Annotated in this window: 12 protein-coding genes and 2 pseudogenes; 3 read left to right on the top strand and 11 right to left on the bottom strand. The window is 68.4% G+C overall.

Going from position 1 to position 18,438, the window contains the following annotated elements:
• Positions 1–256: 256 nt before the first annotated feature.
• From J8I33_RS02985 to J8I33_RS03030, 10 genes and pseudogenes are all read right to left on the bottom strand, one after another.
• Positions 257–1,291: an acyltransferase gene (locus J8I33_RS02985; protein WP_209932989.1), complete on the bottom strand. Its 1,035-nt coding sequence runs from the start codon at positions 1,289–1,291 to the stop codon at positions 257–259.
• A 7-nt stretch (positions 1,292–1,298) separates the two neighbouring features.
• Complete coding sequence (locus J8I33_RS02990) at positions 1,299–2,402, bottom strand: hypothetical protein (RefSeq protein ID WP_209932990.1); 1,104 nt, start codon at positions 2,400–2,402, stop codon at positions 1,299–1,301.
• Positions 2,392–3,684 (bottom strand): polysaccharide biosynthesis protein, encoded by a 1,293-nt coding sequence (locus J8I33_RS02995; RefSeq protein WP_209932992.1) that lies wholly within the window; start codon positions 3,682–3,684, stop codon positions 2,392–2,394. Before J8I33_RS02995 ends, J8I33_RS02990 begins: the two co-directional genes overlap by 11 nt.
• The gene (locus tag J8I33_RS03000; protein WP_209924518.1) at positions 3,678–4,886 is read right to left on the bottom strand and encodes a polysaccharide pyruvyl transferase family protein; all 1,209 of its coding nucleotides are present in this window, start codon (positions 4,884–4,886) and stop codon (positions 3,678–3,680) included. The genes J8I33_RS02995 and J8I33_RS03000 overlap by 7 nt, the downstream gene beginning before the upstream one ends.
• A complete protein-coding gene (locus tag J8I33_RS03005) occupies positions 4,883–6,130 on the bottom strand; it encodes a glycosyltransferase family 4 protein (RefSeq protein WP_209932999.1) in 1,248 nt (415 codons plus the stop codon). Before J8I33_RS03005 ends, J8I33_RS03000 begins: the two co-directional genes overlap by 4 nt.
• Positions 6,127–8,421, bottom strand: coding sequence for a polysaccharide biosynthesis tyrosine autokinase (locus tag J8I33_RS03010; protein ID WP_209933006.1), 2,295 nt, complete (start codon positions 8,419–8,421; stop codon positions 6,127–6,129). Before J8I33_RS03010 ends, J8I33_RS03005 begins: the two co-directional genes overlap by 4 nt.
• Complete coding sequence (locus tag J8I33_RS03015) at positions 8,418–8,897, bottom strand: low molecular weight protein-tyrosine-phosphatase (RefSeq protein ID WP_089488957.1); 480 nt, start codon at positions 8,895–8,897, stop codon at positions 8,418–8,420. Before J8I33_RS03015 ends, J8I33_RS03010 begins: the two co-directional genes overlap by 4 nt.
• Positions 8,894–10,054 carry a polysaccharide biosynthesis/export family protein gene (locus J8I33_RS03020; protein WP_124654092.1) on the bottom strand — a complete coding sequence of 387 codons (1,161 nt, stop codon included), beginning with the start codon at positions 10,052–10,054 and terminating at the stop codon, positions 8,894–8,896. Before J8I33_RS03020 ends, J8I33_RS03015 begins: the two co-directional genes overlap by 4 nt.
• A 52-nt stretch (positions 10,055–10,106) precedes the next feature.
• A complete protein-coding gene (locus J8I33_RS03025) occupies positions 10,107–11,519 on the bottom strand; it encodes an undecaprenyl-phosphate glucose phosphotransferase (RefSeq protein WP_245170087.1) in 1,413 nt (470 codons plus the stop codon).
• Between the two features lie 579 nt (positions 11,520–12,098).
• A pseudogene (locus J8I33_RS03030) lies at positions 12,099–12,206 on the bottom strand (aminocyclopropane-1-carboxylate deaminase/D-cysteine desulfhydrase family protein); the annotation flags it as partial.
• 1 nt (position 12,207) lies between these two features.
• Here J8I33_RS03030 and J8I33_RS34375 point away from each other — a divergent pair.
• A pseudogene (locus J8I33_RS34375) lies at positions 12,208–12,270 on the top strand (Lrp/AsnC family transcriptional regulator); the annotation flags it as partial.
• A gap of 461 nt (positions 12,271–12,731) precedes the next feature.
• Here the strand turns inward: J8I33_RS34375 and mdeB are convergent.
• On the bottom strand, positions 12,732–15,479 hold the full coding sequence (gene mdeB / locus J8I33_RS03035; protein ID WP_209933013.1) for an alpha-ketoglutarate dehydrogenase: 2,748 nt from the start codon (positions 15,477–15,479) through the stop codon (positions 12,732–12,734).
• Positions 15,480–15,643: 164 nt separating this feature from the next.
• Here mdeB and J8I33_RS03040 point away from each other — a divergent pair, with 164 nt between their 5' ends.
• Positions 15,644–16,171, top strand: coding sequence for an Lrp/AsnC family transcriptional regulator (locus J8I33_RS03040; RefSeq protein ID WP_050017644.1), 528 nt, complete (start codon positions 15,644–15,646; stop codon positions 16,169–16,171).
• 210 nt (positions 16,172–16,381) lie between these two features.
• Positions 16,382–18,103 (top strand): ubiquinone-dependent pyruvate dehydrogenase, encoded by a 1,722-nt coding sequence (poxB, locus tag J8I33_RS03045; protein WP_089488960.1) that lies wholly within the window; start codon positions 16,382–16,384, stop codon positions 18,101–18,103.
• Positions 18,104–18,438: the final 335 nt, after the last annotated feature.

Consider the following 18,438-nt stretch of genomic DNA (forward strand, 5'->3'; position numbering starts at 1 on the left):
GCAGGGGGGGTGCGAGGGAAAGCAGGTGCGTGCACCGGCGTCGGAGGAGGCCAGGGCACGGCGATGAAAGAACGAACGGAGCGAATTTTTGACCTCGAACGGATGGCGCTGTCAGCCGATGCGTGATCCGTCGCCCGGCCGTTTGGAATGCCGACGATGTTACGAAATGGTTCCCTCAATGAACATGGAACAAGTACGAGCGACTTGTTTCCATCATTCATTCTTGTCAGATTCTTCGATTCAATCGCATCCGTGCTCAAGACGCCGCTGCACGGCGCTTCCGCGACAACCGGTGCTTCAAGACAGCAAGCATCGGCCGCTCGATCCACGCATGACAGGCACAGCCGCATGCGCAGACAGCGGCCAGCGTCGCGAGCGCGGCCGCTGTGCCCGACCACGTGCCGGCGTCGAGGCGCATCCCGACGATCTTGTTCGCTGCACCGATCACGTACGGATGCAGCAAATAGATCGAATAGCTCGCATCGCCGAGGCGGGCGAGCATCGCGTTCCCGATCGTCCAGCCCCGCAGGTCGAGCGCGACCGCGGCGACGATCAGCATGCAGGCCGGCACGCCCCACCAGACGACACGTTCAAAGCCGGTCGGCGTGCCGGACAGGGTGGCGGCGAGCGGTATCGCCGCGAGCGCCGCTACGGATGCCGCGAGCCACGCGAAGCGCGGAAGTCGCCCGGCGATGCCGGTTTCCAGCAGGCGGCAGGCGAGTACCCCAAGCCCGAATTCGAGCACGAACGGCTGACCGAGATGGGCGGCGACTTCGCCTGCCGGGCCGCCGGCGGCCACGTACGCGCAGAACAGTGCAAGCGCGAGCGCCGCGAACGTCGTTGCATGGCGGGCGCGGACGAACCACATCGATCCGGCGATGACGAGATAGAACAGCATCTCGTATTCGAGCGTCCAGCCGTTGAGGTTCAGCGGCCCCCAATGGCCGTTCTCCTTCACGTATGGCACGAAAAGCAGCGACTTGACGAGATAGTCGAGGCCGGCCGTCGTCGAATTCAGCCATTGGGGCTTCACGACCGCGATCGCGAACACGCCCAGCGTGGTCAGCCAGTAGAGCGGCACGATCCGGATCAGGCGCCTGCGCAGGAAGGCGTGCCCCTCGCGCGGCGCGACGACGGACATGATGAACCCGCTGATGACGAAGAAGATATCGACGCCGGCCTGCCCGAACGGAAGCGTGCCCATGTGATAGCCGACGACGGCGAGCGCCGCGAAGGCGCGTGCACACTGGAGGTTCCGGAAGATGCCGGTCTGGACGGGGAAGGTTTGCATGTCGGGTTTAGCGGGTGATGTCCTTGTGCGGCAGGCGGGCGGGAGTCGGCGTGCCGTTCGTCGCGGCATCGCGCTTTGGCCGGCGTCGACCGGCACGCGGTTCGAATCCCGCGAACTGAAGCGCGCACAGCAAGGCGACGCTGGACAGGTGGCGTGTATAGCTGCCGAGATCGGGTTCGAACAGCATCGATACGGCGACGTGACCGATGACGACGCAGGCGAGCAGGTCGCGGGCCGGATGCGTGCGATGCCGTGCACGACGCCACACGGCGGCCAGCGCGATCCACACGAACAGCTGCATCGCGACTTCCTTGGGGCCCACGTCGAACAGCAGCGGCAGATTCAACCGCAGCACCGCGTACGCATAGTTCGCGCAAAAGGCGACGAACGAATCGGGCGCGACCGGGTTGTAGAAACTCGTGCGCGCGCCGAACGGCGAACCGTAGGCGAGATAGTCGGCTGCCATGTCGCGGGGATGCTGGAGCAGGTAGTACACGTCCGGCGGCAGCAGGAACAGCGCGATCGCGGCAGTGCCGAGCAGCAAGGTCTTGCCGCGCCATGACAGGTGCCGGAACAGGAGCGCGGCCAGCGCGACCGCGAGAATCAGCGTGAAGTAGCTGCGCACGACGGCCGCGTAGCCGGCGTAGAGCGCAACCACGGCCACGAAGGTCCAGGCGGCCGGGCGACGCCGCGCGATGCTGGCCAGCACGAGCGCGATCAGCACGACGAGCGTGTCCTTGCTTGCGACGAACAGGTTGAAGAACACACACGGCGCCAGTAGTACGACGGTCGCGGCCAACGACCCGACGCGGCGGCCTTCGCCGACGATCCGCCAGATGAACGCCGTGCCGATCGCGGCAACGAACAGCGACGTGCCGGCCGGGCCGAGCAGCGCATAGAACTTCGCGACCGCATCGAACGACGTGCCTTCGTAGGTGCTGCCGCCGCCGATCTGGCTCTGGATCTTCTCCGCGTCGCGGAACACGAACTCGGGCAGGAACGTGCCGGCCTTTGCGTAGACGATCCAGTAGACGAATACGATCATCGCGCCGACGGCGCGCGTCACGCCGCGGCTCAGTGCCGGGCCACCGGCAATCAGGTTACGCAGCATGCGGGGCGGCCTCCGTGCGTGCGGCCGCACGGGACCGGCCGGTGCGCGCGACGATCAGCGCCAGCGTGGCGACGATGCCGGCGCTTGCCGCCAGATGGGCGATGGCCGCCCCCATCGCACCAGCGTGAACGATCAGGCTCCATGCGAGCGGCAGGTACGTCAGCGCGAGCGCGATCATCGACAACATCGCGGCGCAGCCGGCACGCAGTGCGATCGCGGCCGTCCACAGCACGTCCGCCGCGCCGCGCAGCACGAACGACACGAGCAGTGTCGCGAGCAATGCGACCTGCCCGGTGCCCGCGGGCTCGTGCGCAAACGCGAACAGGTCGCGATGCAGTGCAAGGACCGCGGCCCCCGCGATCGAGGTGACGGCCACGCTGGCCACCGTCGCGCGCACGGCGAGCCGGGGGAACGTGCCCGGTGCGTCGGACAGCACGCGCACGAAGCGCGGGCCGGCTGTCACGACGACGGTCGAGAAGGCGAGCGCCTGGATCGCGTTGGCGATCGACCACGCGAATACGTACCGGCCGAGCGCATCGGCGCTCAGTTGGCCGCCGCCGATGAACCGCTCCGCGTATTGCAACGACGCGAGGACGATGCCGGCCACGTAGAACGGCAACCCGTGCCGCCAGATCGACAGGACACCGCGCTCGCGCACGGCCGGTGCGCGCGCCGCCTGCGGGCAGTCGTGCGCCTGGCGTGCAACCGCGCCGATACGCCGCCACGAAAGCACGACGACGCACGTATTGGCCGCGAACCACAGCGCGAAAACCGATTCGATCGAATGCAGGGCGCCGACGAGCAACCCCGCTCCCGCGACGCCGGCCCACGCGCCGGTGCGGACGAACAGCAGCAGCGAGCCGGCGCGAGGTCGATGCAGCGAGAACAGCCAGCCGTTCGCCTCGAATGCCGCATGCTCGGAGAGCGCGACGAGCAGCACGCACCACGCGAGCCGCGTCGACAGGCCGAAGCGGGCGAGCAGGGCTGCGTCACCGTTGGCGGTCGCCGCGGCGAGCGTCGCGACGAGCGTCAAGTAGAGGCCGCCGTACGCGACGCAGAGGGTGCGCATCGCGCCGAACGCGGGCAGCGGATCGGGTTTGCTGAGCCGCCGGTTGAGTTCGGGACTGAAGCCGAGGCCGAGCAGTTTCGATGCGATCACGGCGGCGGCGACCGCGAACCCGTACGCGGCGACCGCGTCGAAGCCGAGCGTACGCGCGACGATGATCGCGAGCGTGAATTTCAGGCCGAGCGCCAAGCTGCGCAGGAGCAGGCGCATCAGCATGGCATGGCCTCGTCGGCTTCGGCTTCGACTTTTGTTTCGATGTCGGAATCCGCACGACGGGCCGCACGCAGTGCGTCGATCACGCGTGCGCGTGCGGCACGGATGCTCGCAAACCCGCCCTGCGCGGCGTTCCGGAACGCCGTAGCCGCGCCGGGTGCGAGGATCGTCCGGCAGACGCGCGCCGGATCGAAATCCGCGCCGTTGACGACCCAGTCGTCGAGCTTCATGTCCGCATACGCACCGAAGCCCTTGCGCTCGTAGCTGACGTGGAAGGCGGGTACGCCGTGCAGGATCGATTCCAGCGCGCCGTGCAGGCGAACCGATACCGTGACGTCCGGCCGGTCGGTTTCGAGAAGCGTCTTGAGCGGCGTCAGCGGTTCCCGGATGCCGAGGCTGCGGTAGTACGCGGGATCGTCGTTGCCGCGCCCCGTGCTTTGCACGACAAAGCTGACCCGGCACGTTGCGCGCACCTGCTCGATCAGCCGCGCGATCGATGCGTCGTAGCGCGCGCGTCGTTTCGCGCTCCACGCGGGTGCGCGGCGCAGCACGAATGCAACATGGCGCGCGGTGTCGCTGTTCGGCGGGGTTTGCCGAAGGATGGTCTCGCTGCGATACCCGAAGTCGAGCACCGCGAGATCCGGCACGCGCCGCGTATTCGGATTCGCGGCGAGGAAGGCGGCGGAGCGGTCGTCGCGCACGAACACCGAATCGAACGCGCCGAGCAGCGACTGCAGATGCATGGCGACGGCGCGTGAGGACAGCACCGGGCCGATGCTTTGCGGCAGATAGACGGCGGGCTTGCCGGAGGCAAGCGCAACCCGCATTTGCAGCAGGTGGCCGGCTTCGAGCTTGAGCGCTTCGATGGCCGTGCGCGCGCGCAGATAGCCGCCACCGACGCCGACGATCAGGTCGACTTCGTCGAGCAGGCTGCGCAGTGCTTTCAACCTGCCGTTGACTCGAACGGGCAGCGCGGCGGCGGCGGCGGCGACCAGCCGGTTCGTGCCGCGCTCCGCGAGCACGGGCGCCGCGCATACGTCGTCGTACGCCGGAAATGAAGCCGGATCGGCCGCGACGATCGACACGCGGACGGCATCGCCGAAGGCCTCCCGGAGCAGGCCGACGGACAGGTCGACCAGCAGGCCGTCACCGGAATTGCGGGCGCTGTACGCGTGCAGCAGCGCGACGTGAATGGGGGGCGTCATGCCGGGCCTCGTCTGGAAAGGGTGTGATAGAGGTCGAGCGTGTGCGCGACCATCGTCTCGGCCGAGAATTGACCGAGGGCCGCCGCGCAGTTCGCTCGCATCGCGTCGCGTGCGGCCGGATCGTTGGCAAGCGCGACGATCGCGCGGGCGAAGCGCGTCGTGTCGTCTTCGTTCGGCACCACGACGCCGATGCCATGCGTGTCGATCAGCTCGGTCGCGCCGGATACCCGCGTGGCGACGATCGGCACATGCGCGGCCATCGCTTCGAGACACACGTAGGGAAAGCCTTCGTAGCGGCTCGGCAACGCGAACAGGTCGAACGCGGAGAAATAGCGGCTCGCGTGGTTCACGCGGCCGACGACGTGAAGATTCGGCGGAAGATCGTCGGCCTCGTTGCCGGCCGCCGTGACGAAGTCGCCGGACCCGATCGCGACGATCTGCACGGTACGGCCGCATTGGCGATACACGCCGCGCGCAATCCGCACGAGACGGTCGATGCCTTTCTGATGATCGAAGCGCCCGACGAAACCGACGACGAGGGCGTCGCGGGCGACGCCGAGTGCGTGTCGTGCCGCCTCGCGCGGCATCAGGGCGGGCGGTCGGACGCCGTTGACGATCGTGTCGATGCGCGCGGCCGGAATGCCGAGCGCTTCGTTCAGGTGTTGCGCCTCGTCGCGCGAGACGGCGACGATCCGGTGCGTGCACAGGCGGCCGAGCAGCCGCTCGATGGTGCCGTAGAACCGGCGCTGGCGGTTACCCAGCGTCGGGTTCAGCGTATAGACCGCGTGCGGCGTGTACACCTGCCGCCATGGCCCCGGGCACAGGCGTGCGATCGCGCCGGCTTTCGAGCTGTGGCTGTGCACGATGTCGGGACGGATGCGCAGCAGGTGGCGATAGACGTGGGCGACCGCGAGCGCGTCGCGCCAGCCGACCGTGCGCTGCATCGGCACCGCATGCACGCTTGCACAGCGTGACAGCACGCGCGCATCGAGGATCGTTGTGTCGAAACGCGGGCCGTGCGGCACGATCAGGTGCAGTTCGATGCCGTCGATTGCGGCGAGTCCGTCGATCAGGTCGGCGAGATGGACGGCCACGCCGCCGCCCGCGGCTTCGACGACGAGCGCGATCCGCAGGCGCGCCGCGCGGGCCGGGGCTTGCCGGGAGCCCAATTCGGTCGTGGCGGAAGCGTCCGCCGGCGCGGCATCGCGTATCGCGACGCGTTCGAGGTGACGGGTATCGCTCATCGCGGCGCTCCCCGGCGGCGGGACACGAGCGCGCGCAGCGTGCGGCCGATCGACGATGCCAGGCCGCAACGCGGCGGTGCGTAACGGTACTGCGTATAGCGATAGGCGCCGTAGCGCGAGCCGTACCGGCCGACGTGCGGATCGACGCCGTTGAGCAGCACGCCGCTCGCGGCGATACCGTTGTGCGCGAGGCGCCGCATGGCTTCGTCCAGTTCGGCGACGCGTGTCGCGGCGGCACGCGCCGTGAGCAGCACGGTGCCGGCGTGGCGGCCGAGCGTGACCGCGTCGGTCACCGCGAGAATCGGCGCCGCATCGATCACGACGACGTCGTAGCAGGCCGACAGCACGTCGAGCAGCGCGGCGACGCGTTCGTCGGCAAGCAGCTCGGACGGATACTCGGGCACCGCGCCGGTCGGGATGAAATCGAGGCGCGGCACCACGTCGCGGCAGGTCACGTCGGCCGGCGCGGCCGTGCCCGACAGCAGCTCGGCGAAGCCGCGCTCGCGCGGGACACCGAGCGATTCATGCAGATGACCCTTGCGCAGGTCGCCGTCGACGAGCAGCACGCGCTCGCCGTTGGCCGCGAGCAGCGCCGCGAAATTCGCCGCGACGAACGACTTGCCCGCACCCGGCGCCGGGCCGGTCAGCAGCAGTACATTGTTGCGTGCGCCCTGCATCGCGAAGCGCAGCGCGGTGCGCAGGCTCCGCAGGCTTTCCACGGCTGGATCGTGCGGGTGCCGCGCGCTCAGCAGGTTCGGCCCCGGTGCGTGCTGCGCGATGCGCCGCACCATCTGCCGCTGGGCCGCCGAATCGGGAATCGTCGCGTAGACGTCGATGTCGAGATGACGCTCGATCTCGTCCGCGTGACGGACGCCGCCGAACAGGAAGTCGCGCGCAAAGGCGAGCGCGATGCCGAGTGCGAGCCCGATCAGCGCGGCCGCCGCGATCACGACGGGCCGCTTCGGGCGTACGGGATCCTCGGGCACGATCGCCGTATCGACGAGCCGCACGCTGCCGGTCTTGCCGGCCTTGACCAGCTCGAGCTGCTGCGTGTTCGCGAGCAGCGCCGTATAGAGATCGGTGTCGACCTTCACGTCGAGCATCAGCCGCACGGCGTTCTGCTGCAGGTCGGGCAGCCGTCGCACCTGATGCTCGAAGCCGCGCTGCTCGCGGCCGAGCGTGGCGATCTGCGCGTCGAGCGCGACCATGTCGGGGTGGCCCGGCGCGAAGCGTGCGGCCATCTCGTCGCGCTTTTGCTGCAGCTCGAGGCGGCGCGTGGTCGCGTCGGCCGTCTGCTGCAGGATCAGCTTCGCTTCCTCGGTCAGGTCGATCGTGCCGTTCGCGTTGCGCATGTCGGTGTAGCGCTGCTCGGCGTCCTGCAACTGGCGCTTGAGCACCGGCAGCTGCGCGTTGAGGAACGCGAGCGATTGCGCCGCGTCGGCGGACTTGCGCTCGATGTGCTGACGCACGTAGTGGTTCGCGACTGCCTGAAGCTGCGCCTGGATCCGTTGCGGATCGGGGCCGCGCAGCGTCGCGACGATCACGCCCGACTGCTTGATCTTTTCCTGGACGTCGAGGCCGCGCCGCAGCGTGTCGATCGTCTCGGCGCGCGATTCGCGCACGAGCGTGAAGCGGGTGGCCGGGTTCGCATCGACGCGCGCGACGTCGATCGCGATCGGGCCGCTCGCGGTCGGGAAGGTTTCCACGTGCCCGATGCGGCCGGTGACGGCCGACGGCAGCGCGGGCCCGGTCAGCCGGTAGCGCTGGCCGTCGAGCAGCGTCAGCTCGAAGCGCTCGCCTTCGAGCGGCCGGGGCACGTCGAAGCGCGCGACCGCGATCGCTTCCTCGCCCCACGCATAACCGCCGAACCCGAGGAGGCCGGGGTGCGCGAGGCCGGTGTTGAAACGCGACACGAAATCGCCGACCAGCGGAAAGCGCTTCGGCTGCACGACGATGTAGCTGCGCAGCTCGTCGACGGCACGCGTGACGACGAGCCGCGACGCGAGAATCTGCGCTTCGGCCGCGGCGCTCGACTTGATGTCGAACAGCGACGACACGTCGCCGAGCATGCTGTTCGCGGCGGCTGGGTCGCCGCTGTCCTCGACCTGGAGCAGGATGTCGGCCTGGTATTGCGGCGGGGCGAGAAACGCGTATAGCGTGCCGGCGCCGACGCAGGCGGCGGTTGCCAGCGCGATCAGCCAGCGTTGGGACACGAGCACGTCGACGACGCCGGCGAGGTCGAGCTCGGCGCCGCGATCGTGCGATCGCTCGCGGGAAACAGGAGAGGTCATCGATTCGGTCCGGAAAGCGGGGTGGAGGGGGAGGCGGCCGGCGCGATGCGCGCGCACCACGCGTCGACACCGCGCTCGATGAGCCGCAGGCTGTGTTCGAACGACGCGCGCGGGCCGAGATACGGGTCGGGCACGTCGAAGCCCTGACCGGTGCCGCCGAGGCGGAACACGCGGCCGCACAGGAACGGGTGGCGGCGCTCGAGCCAGCGCTTCTGCTCCAGGTCCATCGTCAGGATCAGGTCGGCGCGTGCGGCGTGCCGTGACGACACCTGGCGCGCGCGGTGCGTGGCGAGGTCGAGGCCGCGCGCGCGCATCAGGTCGATGGCGTGCGGGTCGGCCGGCTGGCCGTCGAGCGCGCCGATCCCGGCCGACTGCACGTCGACGCCGGGCAGGCGCGCGCCGAGCAGCGCCTGCGCCATCGGGCTGCGGCAGACGTTGCCGACGCACACGACGAGCAGCGTGGCGATGGCGCTCATTTGACGGCGAGCGCCGCGGCGGCGCTGGTGCTGACGCCGGGCAGCAGCAGGCTCAGCACGCGGCTGAAGCGCACCAGGCCGTTGCCGTCGACGTAGACGATGTCCTTCGGCTGCAGCGCGAACTCGTTGGCGAGCACCATCGACACGGGGGAGCGCGCGTCGAGGTGGAACACCTGCGGATCGCTCGTCTGCGAGCCGCGGATCACGAACATCTGCGCGGCGTCGGCGGTATTGGCGTTCACGCTGCCGGCCTGCGACAGCGCGTCGGACAGCGTCAGCCGGCCGTCGCGCAGCGGTACCGCGAGCGACGGCTTGTTCACTTCGCCCATCACGTACACGCCGTAGTCGCTGCGTGCCGGCACGTGCAGCAGGTCGCCGGCGGCCAGCACGACGTCGGCGGGATTGCGGCCGTCGCGCAGCATGCGCGTCAGGTCGAGCGGATAGGACACGCCGTCGCGCACGAGCGTCATGCGGCTCTGGTCGGCGGCCGTGCCGAGCCCGCCCGCGCGGCCGAGCGCTTCGTAGAGCGTCATCGGCACGTCGTTGACGGGCTGCGCACCCGGCGTGCGGACTTCGCCGTCGATATAGACCTGCTGCGAGCGGAACGACGCAACGCGCAGTGTTACTTGCGGATTGCGATAGACGCGCGACAGCGCGGCGGCGATGCGTGCCTGCGCGGCGTCGGCCGTGAGACCCGCGACCGGCACGCTGCCGGCGAACGGGAACGCCAGGTTGCCGTGCGAATCGACGACGAAGCCCGCGACCGGGTCGGCCGCGCGCGGCGCGTTCTGCTGCGCGGCGCCTTGCGCGGCGGCGAGTTCGGGGTGATCCCAGACGGTGATCTGCAGCACGTCGCCGGGGCCGAGGCGATAAGCGCCGGGCGCGGCCGCCAGCCGGTCGGATGGCAGGTGCTGTTGCTGCGCGGCCTGTGCGTCGAGTTGGCGAATCAGGCTGGCGTCGATCGTCGTGATCCGGAACGGAACGCTCCCGCCGGCGTTCGCGTGTCCGGCAGGCTGGCCGGCGGCGGGCGGTGCGCTCATCTGCATGCCGGGTGCGAATGCACAGGCCGAGAGCGCGACGCTGACCGCTGCGGCCAGCAGCGTGCGCATGCGGTAGGGACGTGCGGATCCGGCCCGCTCGATCATGGCGGAAGTCATCAGTCATCCTTATCGTGATGCGGCGACGCGCGGTGGCGGTGCCGCGTGCGTATCAGTACGCGTTGCGGTGGGACCAGCCGCGCAGGGCGGTGGCCAGGACGATGCGCATGTCGAGGGCGAACGACCAGTTGCGCAGGTAGTGGAGATCGGCTTCGACGCGGCGCTGCATCTTTTCCACGCGATCGGTCTCGCCGCGCAGGCCGTTGATCTGCGCCCACCCGGTGATGCCCGGCTTGACGCGGTAGCGGTGGATATAGCCGTCGACGATCTTCCGGTAGAGGTCGTCGTGCTCGAGCGCGTGCGGGCGCGGGCCGACGACCGACATCTCGCCGCGCAGCACGTTGAGGAACTGCGGCAGCTCGTCGAGGCTCGTGCGGCGCAGGAACGCGCCGACCCGTGTGATGCGCGGATCGTCGCGCGTCGCCTGGTGCACTTCACTGCCCGTGTCGTGCAGCCGCATCGTGCGGAACTTGAAGATCGTGAATGCCTGGCCGTCCGCGCCCTTGCGTTGCTGGCGGAACAGGACGGGGCCGTGCGACGACAGCCGGACTGCTGCCGCGATCGCGAGCAGCAGCGGCGCCATGCCGACGAGGACGGTGGCCGCGAACACGCGATCGAAGATCGCCTTGTGCAGCAGCGCGCGCGACGACAGCGGCGACGCGACCAGGTTGATCGCCGGTGCACCGACGAGGTCGATCATTTCGCCGTCGAACATCGCGAGCTTGCTGACGTCCGGCATGAAGCGGATGTTGACGAGATCGTCGCGGAATGCATCGAGCACGGCCATCACGATGCGCGCCTCGCCGATCGGCAGCGCGAGCCAGACTTCGGGAATCGCGTGCGTGCGGACATGCTGTGCGAACGTATCGAGATCACGGAAGCGCGGCATGCCGCCCGGGCTCGTCGTATCGGCGCGGGCGATATCGAACATCGCCGCCGCGCGGAATCCGGCCGACGGCACACTGGCGATGCGGTCGAGCACGGCGTCGCGATGGGCGCCGGAGCCGACGATCGCGACGAGGCGATCGCTTTCCTGCGGGCGGCCGATCCGTTCGAGCGTCGTGCCGGCGACGACGCGCGACGCGACGAGCGCGATGCCGCTCGTTGCGGTCCAGAGCAGGTACCAGGGCAGCGGAATGGCGAGGGTCGGCGCGAGCACCCGCATCACGAGCGCCGCGCCGGCCTGCGCGATCAGCCACGCGAACGCGATGAGCAGTGCGGTGCGGTGCCTGGCGGGGCGGGCCGGTGCGTGGTAGAGGCGGAGTGCGGGAAACAGCATCAGCGCGAAGGTCGCCGCGCAGGCGACGGCGGCCAGTTCGGACGAACGGTCGACGTCCGTGCCAGGCAACACGAGAGCGGCGGCCAGCGCGCCGAACGAAATCAGTGCGACGTCGGCAATGCGCGCGATCAGGCCGCCTGCGGCACGCGCTGCATGTGCGTGCCGTGGTTCGAATGAAGTATCCATATACCCTCCTGCTGCCGTTCTGATTGAGATGGACGCCCGTTGTCCCGATTGCGACGCGATATCGCACGCTCGGCCGGAGCGGAGCGTGACCGCTGTTTCCACTGCATGGGAAATGCATCGGGGAAGGAGGCGCTGCTGCGGTGGTGCCGGTCGGCCTGATGAGTTGCGACGGATCTTTTCGAGCTTGGCGCCATGAAGGGCGAATGCTTGCGAAACGTTGCGGCCGACTCGATGGGGTCAATTTTCAGGAAGCAGGGGCCTGATTTATATAGAACGCCTACTAAATTCCAGGGGAATGGATTAGTACGAGTACGAATCAGTGGAATTTCTGTCCGAATGAACGAATGACGGAGTCGGACTTGACTTTAGAAAGACGTGCGATGCCGGGTCGTCGAGGTGGACGGATCGCAACAAGCGGAGCGCGGCGGGCGAAGAAGGGCGGGATTGTGGCAGCCGAAGAAATGGCGTGCGGGACGGCGGGCGCGTAGAGGGAGCCGCAGCAACGGTGAGCGGGGCGATTGCCGTGATCAACGCGCCGGCGCGCGACTCGTGGCACGCCGGCGTTTCATGTCAATCCGGTCACCCGTTCCGGAAAATCTCGCTATACGCGCTCAACGCCGGCACGCCGCCGAGATGCGCATACAGCACCTTCGACCCCGGCTCGAATTCGCCGAGCCGGACCTTGTCGCGACAGGTACGCTCGTTCATGGTACTCAAGGAGATTCTTTCGACGCATGCGCTGCCGGTGTAGCGCATCGTGATGCGGCTGACCGCGCATGCTGTGTTGGCGGCGTGCGGGCAAAACGAAGTGAGCACGATCGGCACACGGAGTCACACCTGTTGCGCCGCACGACCACGGCCAACCTCCACGCGTTCGAACACGGCGGTAAAGGCATAGCCTCGCTCGTCGCCGTGACAAGTCGACGCGCTACCGCTTGCGCCGTCTCGGGTCGATGCCGTTTTGTTCCAGTAGCTTTCGCAGTCTTGTGTTATCGCCCCACAGCGTAGCGAAGGCTATCAACATCACGAGTTTTGTGGTCGCACCAAGCAATTCCGAGACCGTCGCATCCGGACCTAGCGTCTTTAGCGCGCCCATCATCTCAAATTGTGTGCTCGTGTTCCGCGACTATCTTGCGGAAAATGTGTCGAGTGGAGACTCGACGAAAATTCTTGAGACGGTTGAAAAAGCGCTCGACAACATTGCGTGTGCGCTCAGCGTTGCCACGGCGCTCCGCCGGGCTGCCGCACCGTTTTTCCGAGCCGTTCGCGCGCCGTGTGCAGCATTGCCTCATCGAGTTCACCGTCATCCGCCAGCGCCTTCAACGCGGCGAGCACGATGCTCGCTCGATCGACTTCGAAGAACGCGCGCAGCGCCTCGCGCGTATCGCTGCGGCCGAACCCGTCGGTGCCGAGCGTCACGTAGCGGCGCGGCACGTATGCACGGATCAGCTCGGGCACCGCGCGCACGTAGTCGGTCGCCGCGATCACGGGGCCTTGCGTCGCGGCAAGCTGCTGCGTGACATAAGGCTCGGCCGCCGTGTCGCCGAGTCGCGACAGCCGTTCGGCTTCCATTCCGTCGCGTTGCAGTTCGCTGAAACTCGTGACGCTCCACACGGCGGCATCGATACCCCAGTCGTCCTTCAGCATCCGCTGCGCGGCGAGCACTTCGCCGAGGATCGCGCCCGCGCCGAGCAACTGCACGTGCACCGTTGCGTTCGAACCGGACGGCAGCCGGTGCATGCCCTTCAGGATGCCTGCGCGTCGCGTGGCCGGATCGTCGTCGGGCATCGACGGCTGCGCGTAGTTCTCGTTCATCACCGTCACGTAATAGAACACGTCGCGCTGTTGCTCGACCATCTCGCGCATGCCGGCATCGACGATCGTCGCGACTTCGTACGCGAACGCCGGATCGTACGCGCGGCAGTTCGGGATCGTGGACGCCGCAAGATGGCTGCTGCCGTCCTGGTGCTGCAGCCCCTCGCCGCCGAGCGTCGTGCGGCCCGATGTCGCGCCGACGAGGAAGCCGCGCGAGCGCTGGTCGGCGGCGGCCCAGATCAGGTCGCCGATGCGCTGGAACCCGAACATCGAGTAGTAGATGTAGAACGGCAGCATCGGCAGGTCGTGCACGCTGTACGCGGTCGCCGCGGCGATCCACGACGACACCGCGCCGGCCTCCGAGATGCCTTCCTCGAGGATCTGCCCGCGCGTGTCCTCGCGGTAGTAGAGCATCGAGCCGAGATCCTCCGGTTCGTAGCGCTGCCCGAGCGGCGAGTAGATGCCGACCTGCCGGAACAGGTTCGCCATGCCGAACGTGCGCGCTTCGTCCGCGACGATCGGCACGACGCGCGGGCCAAGCGCCGGATCCTTCAGCAGCGCGGCCAGCATGCGCACGAGCGCCATCGTCGTCGACATCTCGCGGCCCGCCGCATCCAGCGCGAACGCACCCCAGGCCGGTGTCGGCGGGACGGTGAGCCCCTCCGACGCCACCATCCGCCTTCTGGGCAGATAGCCGCCCAGGGCAGCCCGGCGAGCGTGCAGGTAGCGCATCTCGGGGCTGTCTTCGGCGGGTTTGTAGAACGTGAGCTGCTCGACGTCGAGATCCGACAGCGGCAGCCGGAAGCGGTCGCGGAACGCCTTCAGGTCGTCGACGTCGAGCTTCTTCTGCTGGTGGGTCGTCATCCGGCCCTGGCCGGCCGTGCCCATTCCGTAGCCCTTCATCGTCTTCGCGAGGATCACGGTCGGCTGGCCGCGATGCGCGAGTGCGCGCGCATACGCGGCGTGCAGCTTGCGTGCATCGTGGCCGCCGCGGCGCAGGCGATCGATTTCCGCGTCGGTGAGCTGCGCGGCGAGGGCGTCGAGCGCCGGGTCGCGGCTGAAGAAGCGCGCGCGGTTGTACGCGCCGTCGTTCGCGGAGAAGGTCTGGAACTGGCCGTCGACGGTGTCGGCGAACGCGCGGGCGAGCGCGCCCGCATGGTCGCGCGCGAACAGCGGATCCCAGTCGGATCCCCACAACACCTTGATCACGTTCCAGCCGGCACCGGCGAACAGCGCCTCGAGCTCGTCGATCACGCGGCCGTTGCCACGCACCGGGCCGTCGAGCCGCTGCAGGTTGCAGTTGATCACGAACACGAGGTTGTCGAGCCCCTCGCGCGCGGCGAGCGACAGCGCGCCGAGCGATTCGGGCTCGTCCATCTCGCCGTCGCCGAAGAAGCCCCACACCGTGCGCGCGGCCGTGTTCGCGAGGCCGCGATGCTGCAGGTAGCGCATGAAGCGCGCCTGGTAGATCGCGTTGATCGGGCCGATGCCCATCGAGCCGGTCGGGAACTGCCAGAAGTCGGGCATCAGCCACGGGTGCGGATACGAGCACAGGCCGGGCCCGGCGATCTCGCGGCGGTAGTGCTTCAGGTGCGCGTCGTCGAGGAAGCCTTCGAGATACGCGCGCGCATAGACGCCCGGCGACGAATGCGGCTGGAAGTAGACGAGGTCGCCGCCCGTGCCGCGTTCACCGTGTTCACCCTGTTCGCTGCTGCCGTCGGCCGCTGCCGCGCGGAAGAAATGGTTGAAGCCGACTTCGAACAGGTCGGATGCCGACGCGTAGCTCGCGATGTGGCCGCCGAGCTCGCCGTACGCGCGGTTCGCACGCACGACCATCGCGAGCGCGTTCCAGCGCAGCGCGGCGGACAGCCGCTCTTCGAGCTCGGCATCGCCCGGGTAGGGCGGCTGGTCGTGTGCGGCGATCGTGTTCAGGTACGGCGTGACGGGCCCGCGCGCCGCCGCCAGGCCGCTCGCGTGCGCATGGGCGGCGAGCCGGTCGAGCAGGAACTGCGCGCGGTCCTTGCCGACGTGCGCGAGAACCGCGTCGAGCGCTTCGAGCCATTCGGCGGTTTCTTCCGGGTCGGCGTCGGCGTGCGCGAGGTTCGCGCGCCGCGTGGCGTCGAGTCCGTTCGACAGGTCCGTCATCGCAGGTCTCCCGCGCACCGGTTCGAAGCGGTGCGCAATCAGTGGCAATCGGTCGGATCATGCTACCCGCCGATCTGCAAAATATGCGTCTGATTTCATTGGGATTTCTCGTGCGGATAGTGTAAATATTCCGGTTATGGCCACTCTTCCGGAATATTTCGACCATGAGCGCAAACCCGCGGCGGCTCGACCGCATCGACATCGGCATCCTGAACCAGCTTCAGCAGAACGCGCGGATCACGAACGCGGAACTCGCGCGCGCGGTGAACCTGTCGGCCACGCCCTGCTTCAACCGCGTGCGCGCGCTGGAGAAGCTCGGGCTGTTCCGGCAGCAGGTCACGCTGCTCGACCCGGAGCCGCTCGGGCTGCGGATCAACGTGTTCATCCAGGTCAGCCTCGAGAAGCAGGTCGAGGATGCGCTGCAGCGCTTCGAGGAAGCGATCTCGCAGCGGCCCGAGGTGATGGAGTGCTACCTGATGTCGGGCGACGCCGATTACCTGCTGCGTGTCGTGATGCCCGACATGCGCACGCTCGAGCGCTTCATCATCGAGCGGCTGACGACGATTCCCGGCGTGTCGAACATCCGGTCGAGCTTCGCGCTGAAGCAGGTGCGCTACAAGACCGCGCTGCCGCTGCCGGCGGCGGGGCTGACGCTGGTCGATCCGGACGAGTCGGCGTCCGACTGGAGCTGAATGTGCGTCGGCGGGCGAAACCGCCGGCTTGCTGACGAAACGGCGACAGTCGCCCGACACCGCCGAAAGGGATCGAACGAAACGTGCGCAAGTGCGTTGCACGTTCACGACGCCTCGCGAAACGATCGCGTATGCTCGTCCGTTCCGTGGCACAGGAGGCCATCGGAGTCGGTTCATTCGTGTGACGACCCATCAACGAGCGAGGGCACCATGGCAAGACAGACGATGGCGGAATACCTGGCGAAGACGCTGGCGGCAGCGGGCGTCGAGCGCATCTGGGGCGTGACGGGCGACAGCCTGAACGGCCTGTCGTTCAGCCTGAGCCAGATCGGCTCGATCCGCTGGATGCATACGCGGCACGAGGAAAGCGCCGCGTTCGCGGCCGGCGCGGACGCCGCGTCGACCGGGCGGCTCGCGGTGTGCGCGGGCAGCTGCGGCCCCGGCAACCTGCACCTGATCAACGGCTTGTACGACTGCCACCGCAATCACCAGCCGGTGCTCGCGATCGCCGCGCACATTCCGTCGACCGAGATCGGTCTCGGCTACTTCCAGGAAACCCATCCGCAGGAGCTGTTCCGCGAATGCAGCCACTTCGCGGAGCTCGTGACCAACGCGTCGCAGTTCCCGCGCGTGCTCGCGCGGGCGATGCGCACGGCGATCGACGAGCGCGGCGTCGCGGTGATCGTGCTGCCGGGCGACATCGGGCTCGGCGACGGCCCGGAAGAGCCGCCGGCGTGGAGCGAATCGGCCCCGCCGTCGATCCTGCCGGCCGATGCCGATCTCGACCGGCTCGCGGCGCTGCTCAACGCGTCCGATGCAGTCACGCTGCTGTGCGGCAGCGGCACGCAGGGCGCGCACGACGAGGTGGTCGCGCTGGCTGACACGCTCGGCGCGCCGGTCGTGCACGCGCTGCGCGGCAAGCAGTTCGTCGAATGGGACAACCCGTTCGACGTCGGGATGACGGGGCTGATCGGCTTCAGCTCGGGCTATCACGCGATGGAATCGTGCGACACGCTGTTGATGCTCGGCACGGACTTCCCGTACCGGCCGTTCTATCCGTCGAACGCGAAGGTCGTGCAGATCGACTGGAAGGGCTCGCAGCTCGGCCATCGCGCGCCGCTCGCGCTCGGGCTCGTCGGCACCGTGAAGGAAACGATCGCGGCGCTGCTGCCGCGCTTGACGCGCAAGACCCAGCGGCGCTTCCTCGAGAACGCGCTGAAGCACTACGCGGCCGCGCGCAAGGGGCTCGACGATCTCGCGGTGGCCGAGCCGCCGGGCCGCGCGATCCATCCGCAATACCTGACGAAGATCGTCGACGAAGTCGCGGCGGAAGACGCGATCTTCACGGCCGACGTCGGCACGCCGACGCTGTGGGCCGCGCGCTACCTGACGATGAACGGCAAGCGGCAACTGCACGGCTCGTTCAATCACGGGTCGATGGCGAATGCGATGCCGCAGGCGCTCGGCGCGCAGGGCGCGCATCCGGGGCGGCAGGTCGTGTCGCTGTCGGGCGACGGCGGGCTGTCGATGCTGCTCGGCGATCTGCTGACCGCACGCCAGCTCAAGCTGCCGATCAAGGTCGTCGTGTACAACAACAGCTTGCTCGGCTTCGTGTCGATGGAGCTGAAGGCGGCTGGCTATCTCGACACGAACGTCGACCTGAGCCCGACCGACTTCGCGGCGATCGCGAAGGGCGCCGGTATCTTCAGCGTGCGCGTCGAGCATTCGGAGAACGTCGAGCAAGCGTTGCGCACGGCGTTCGAGCATGACGGGCCGGCGGTGGTCGATGTCGTCACGTCGAAGTACGAACTCGCGATGCCGCCGAAGATCGAGCTCGCGCATGCGAAGGGCTTCAGTCTGTTCATGCTGCGCGCGATCCTCAGCGGGCGCGGCGACGAAATCGTCGAACTGGCGAGAACCAACTTGCGGTGAAGGTCGGTCGCGCGCCGTGTGGCGAGCATGGCGCGCGGTTCACAGCCCGGGCCGTGCCGCCGGCTCTCGCACGGCTTGGGCTGCCAACCTCCATGCGGCGGGCGGATAGTGGTTTGCGGGAGAGGGACATCGCGCGCCGAAGTCCCGACCCCATTTGTGTCGCCGGGCGCTGACAGTCGACGATTTCGCGGAGACCCGGACGGCGCTGCAGCCGATCCGGCACGAATTAGTCAGGCAAATCAGGGTCAATCTTCACGTCACCTTAAGTTTGCGTTTCCTAGAATCGATTGACCGTCGCGCGTCCTGCGGCGGATCGATTCGCCCCAGGAGGATGC

Origin of the sequence: Burkholderia sp. AcTa6-5, assembly GCF_017815075.1 — a bacterium.
GTDB classification, from domain to species: domain Bacteria; phylum Pseudomonadota; class Gammaproteobacteria; order Burkholderiales; family Burkholderiaceae; genus Burkholderia; species Burkholderia sola.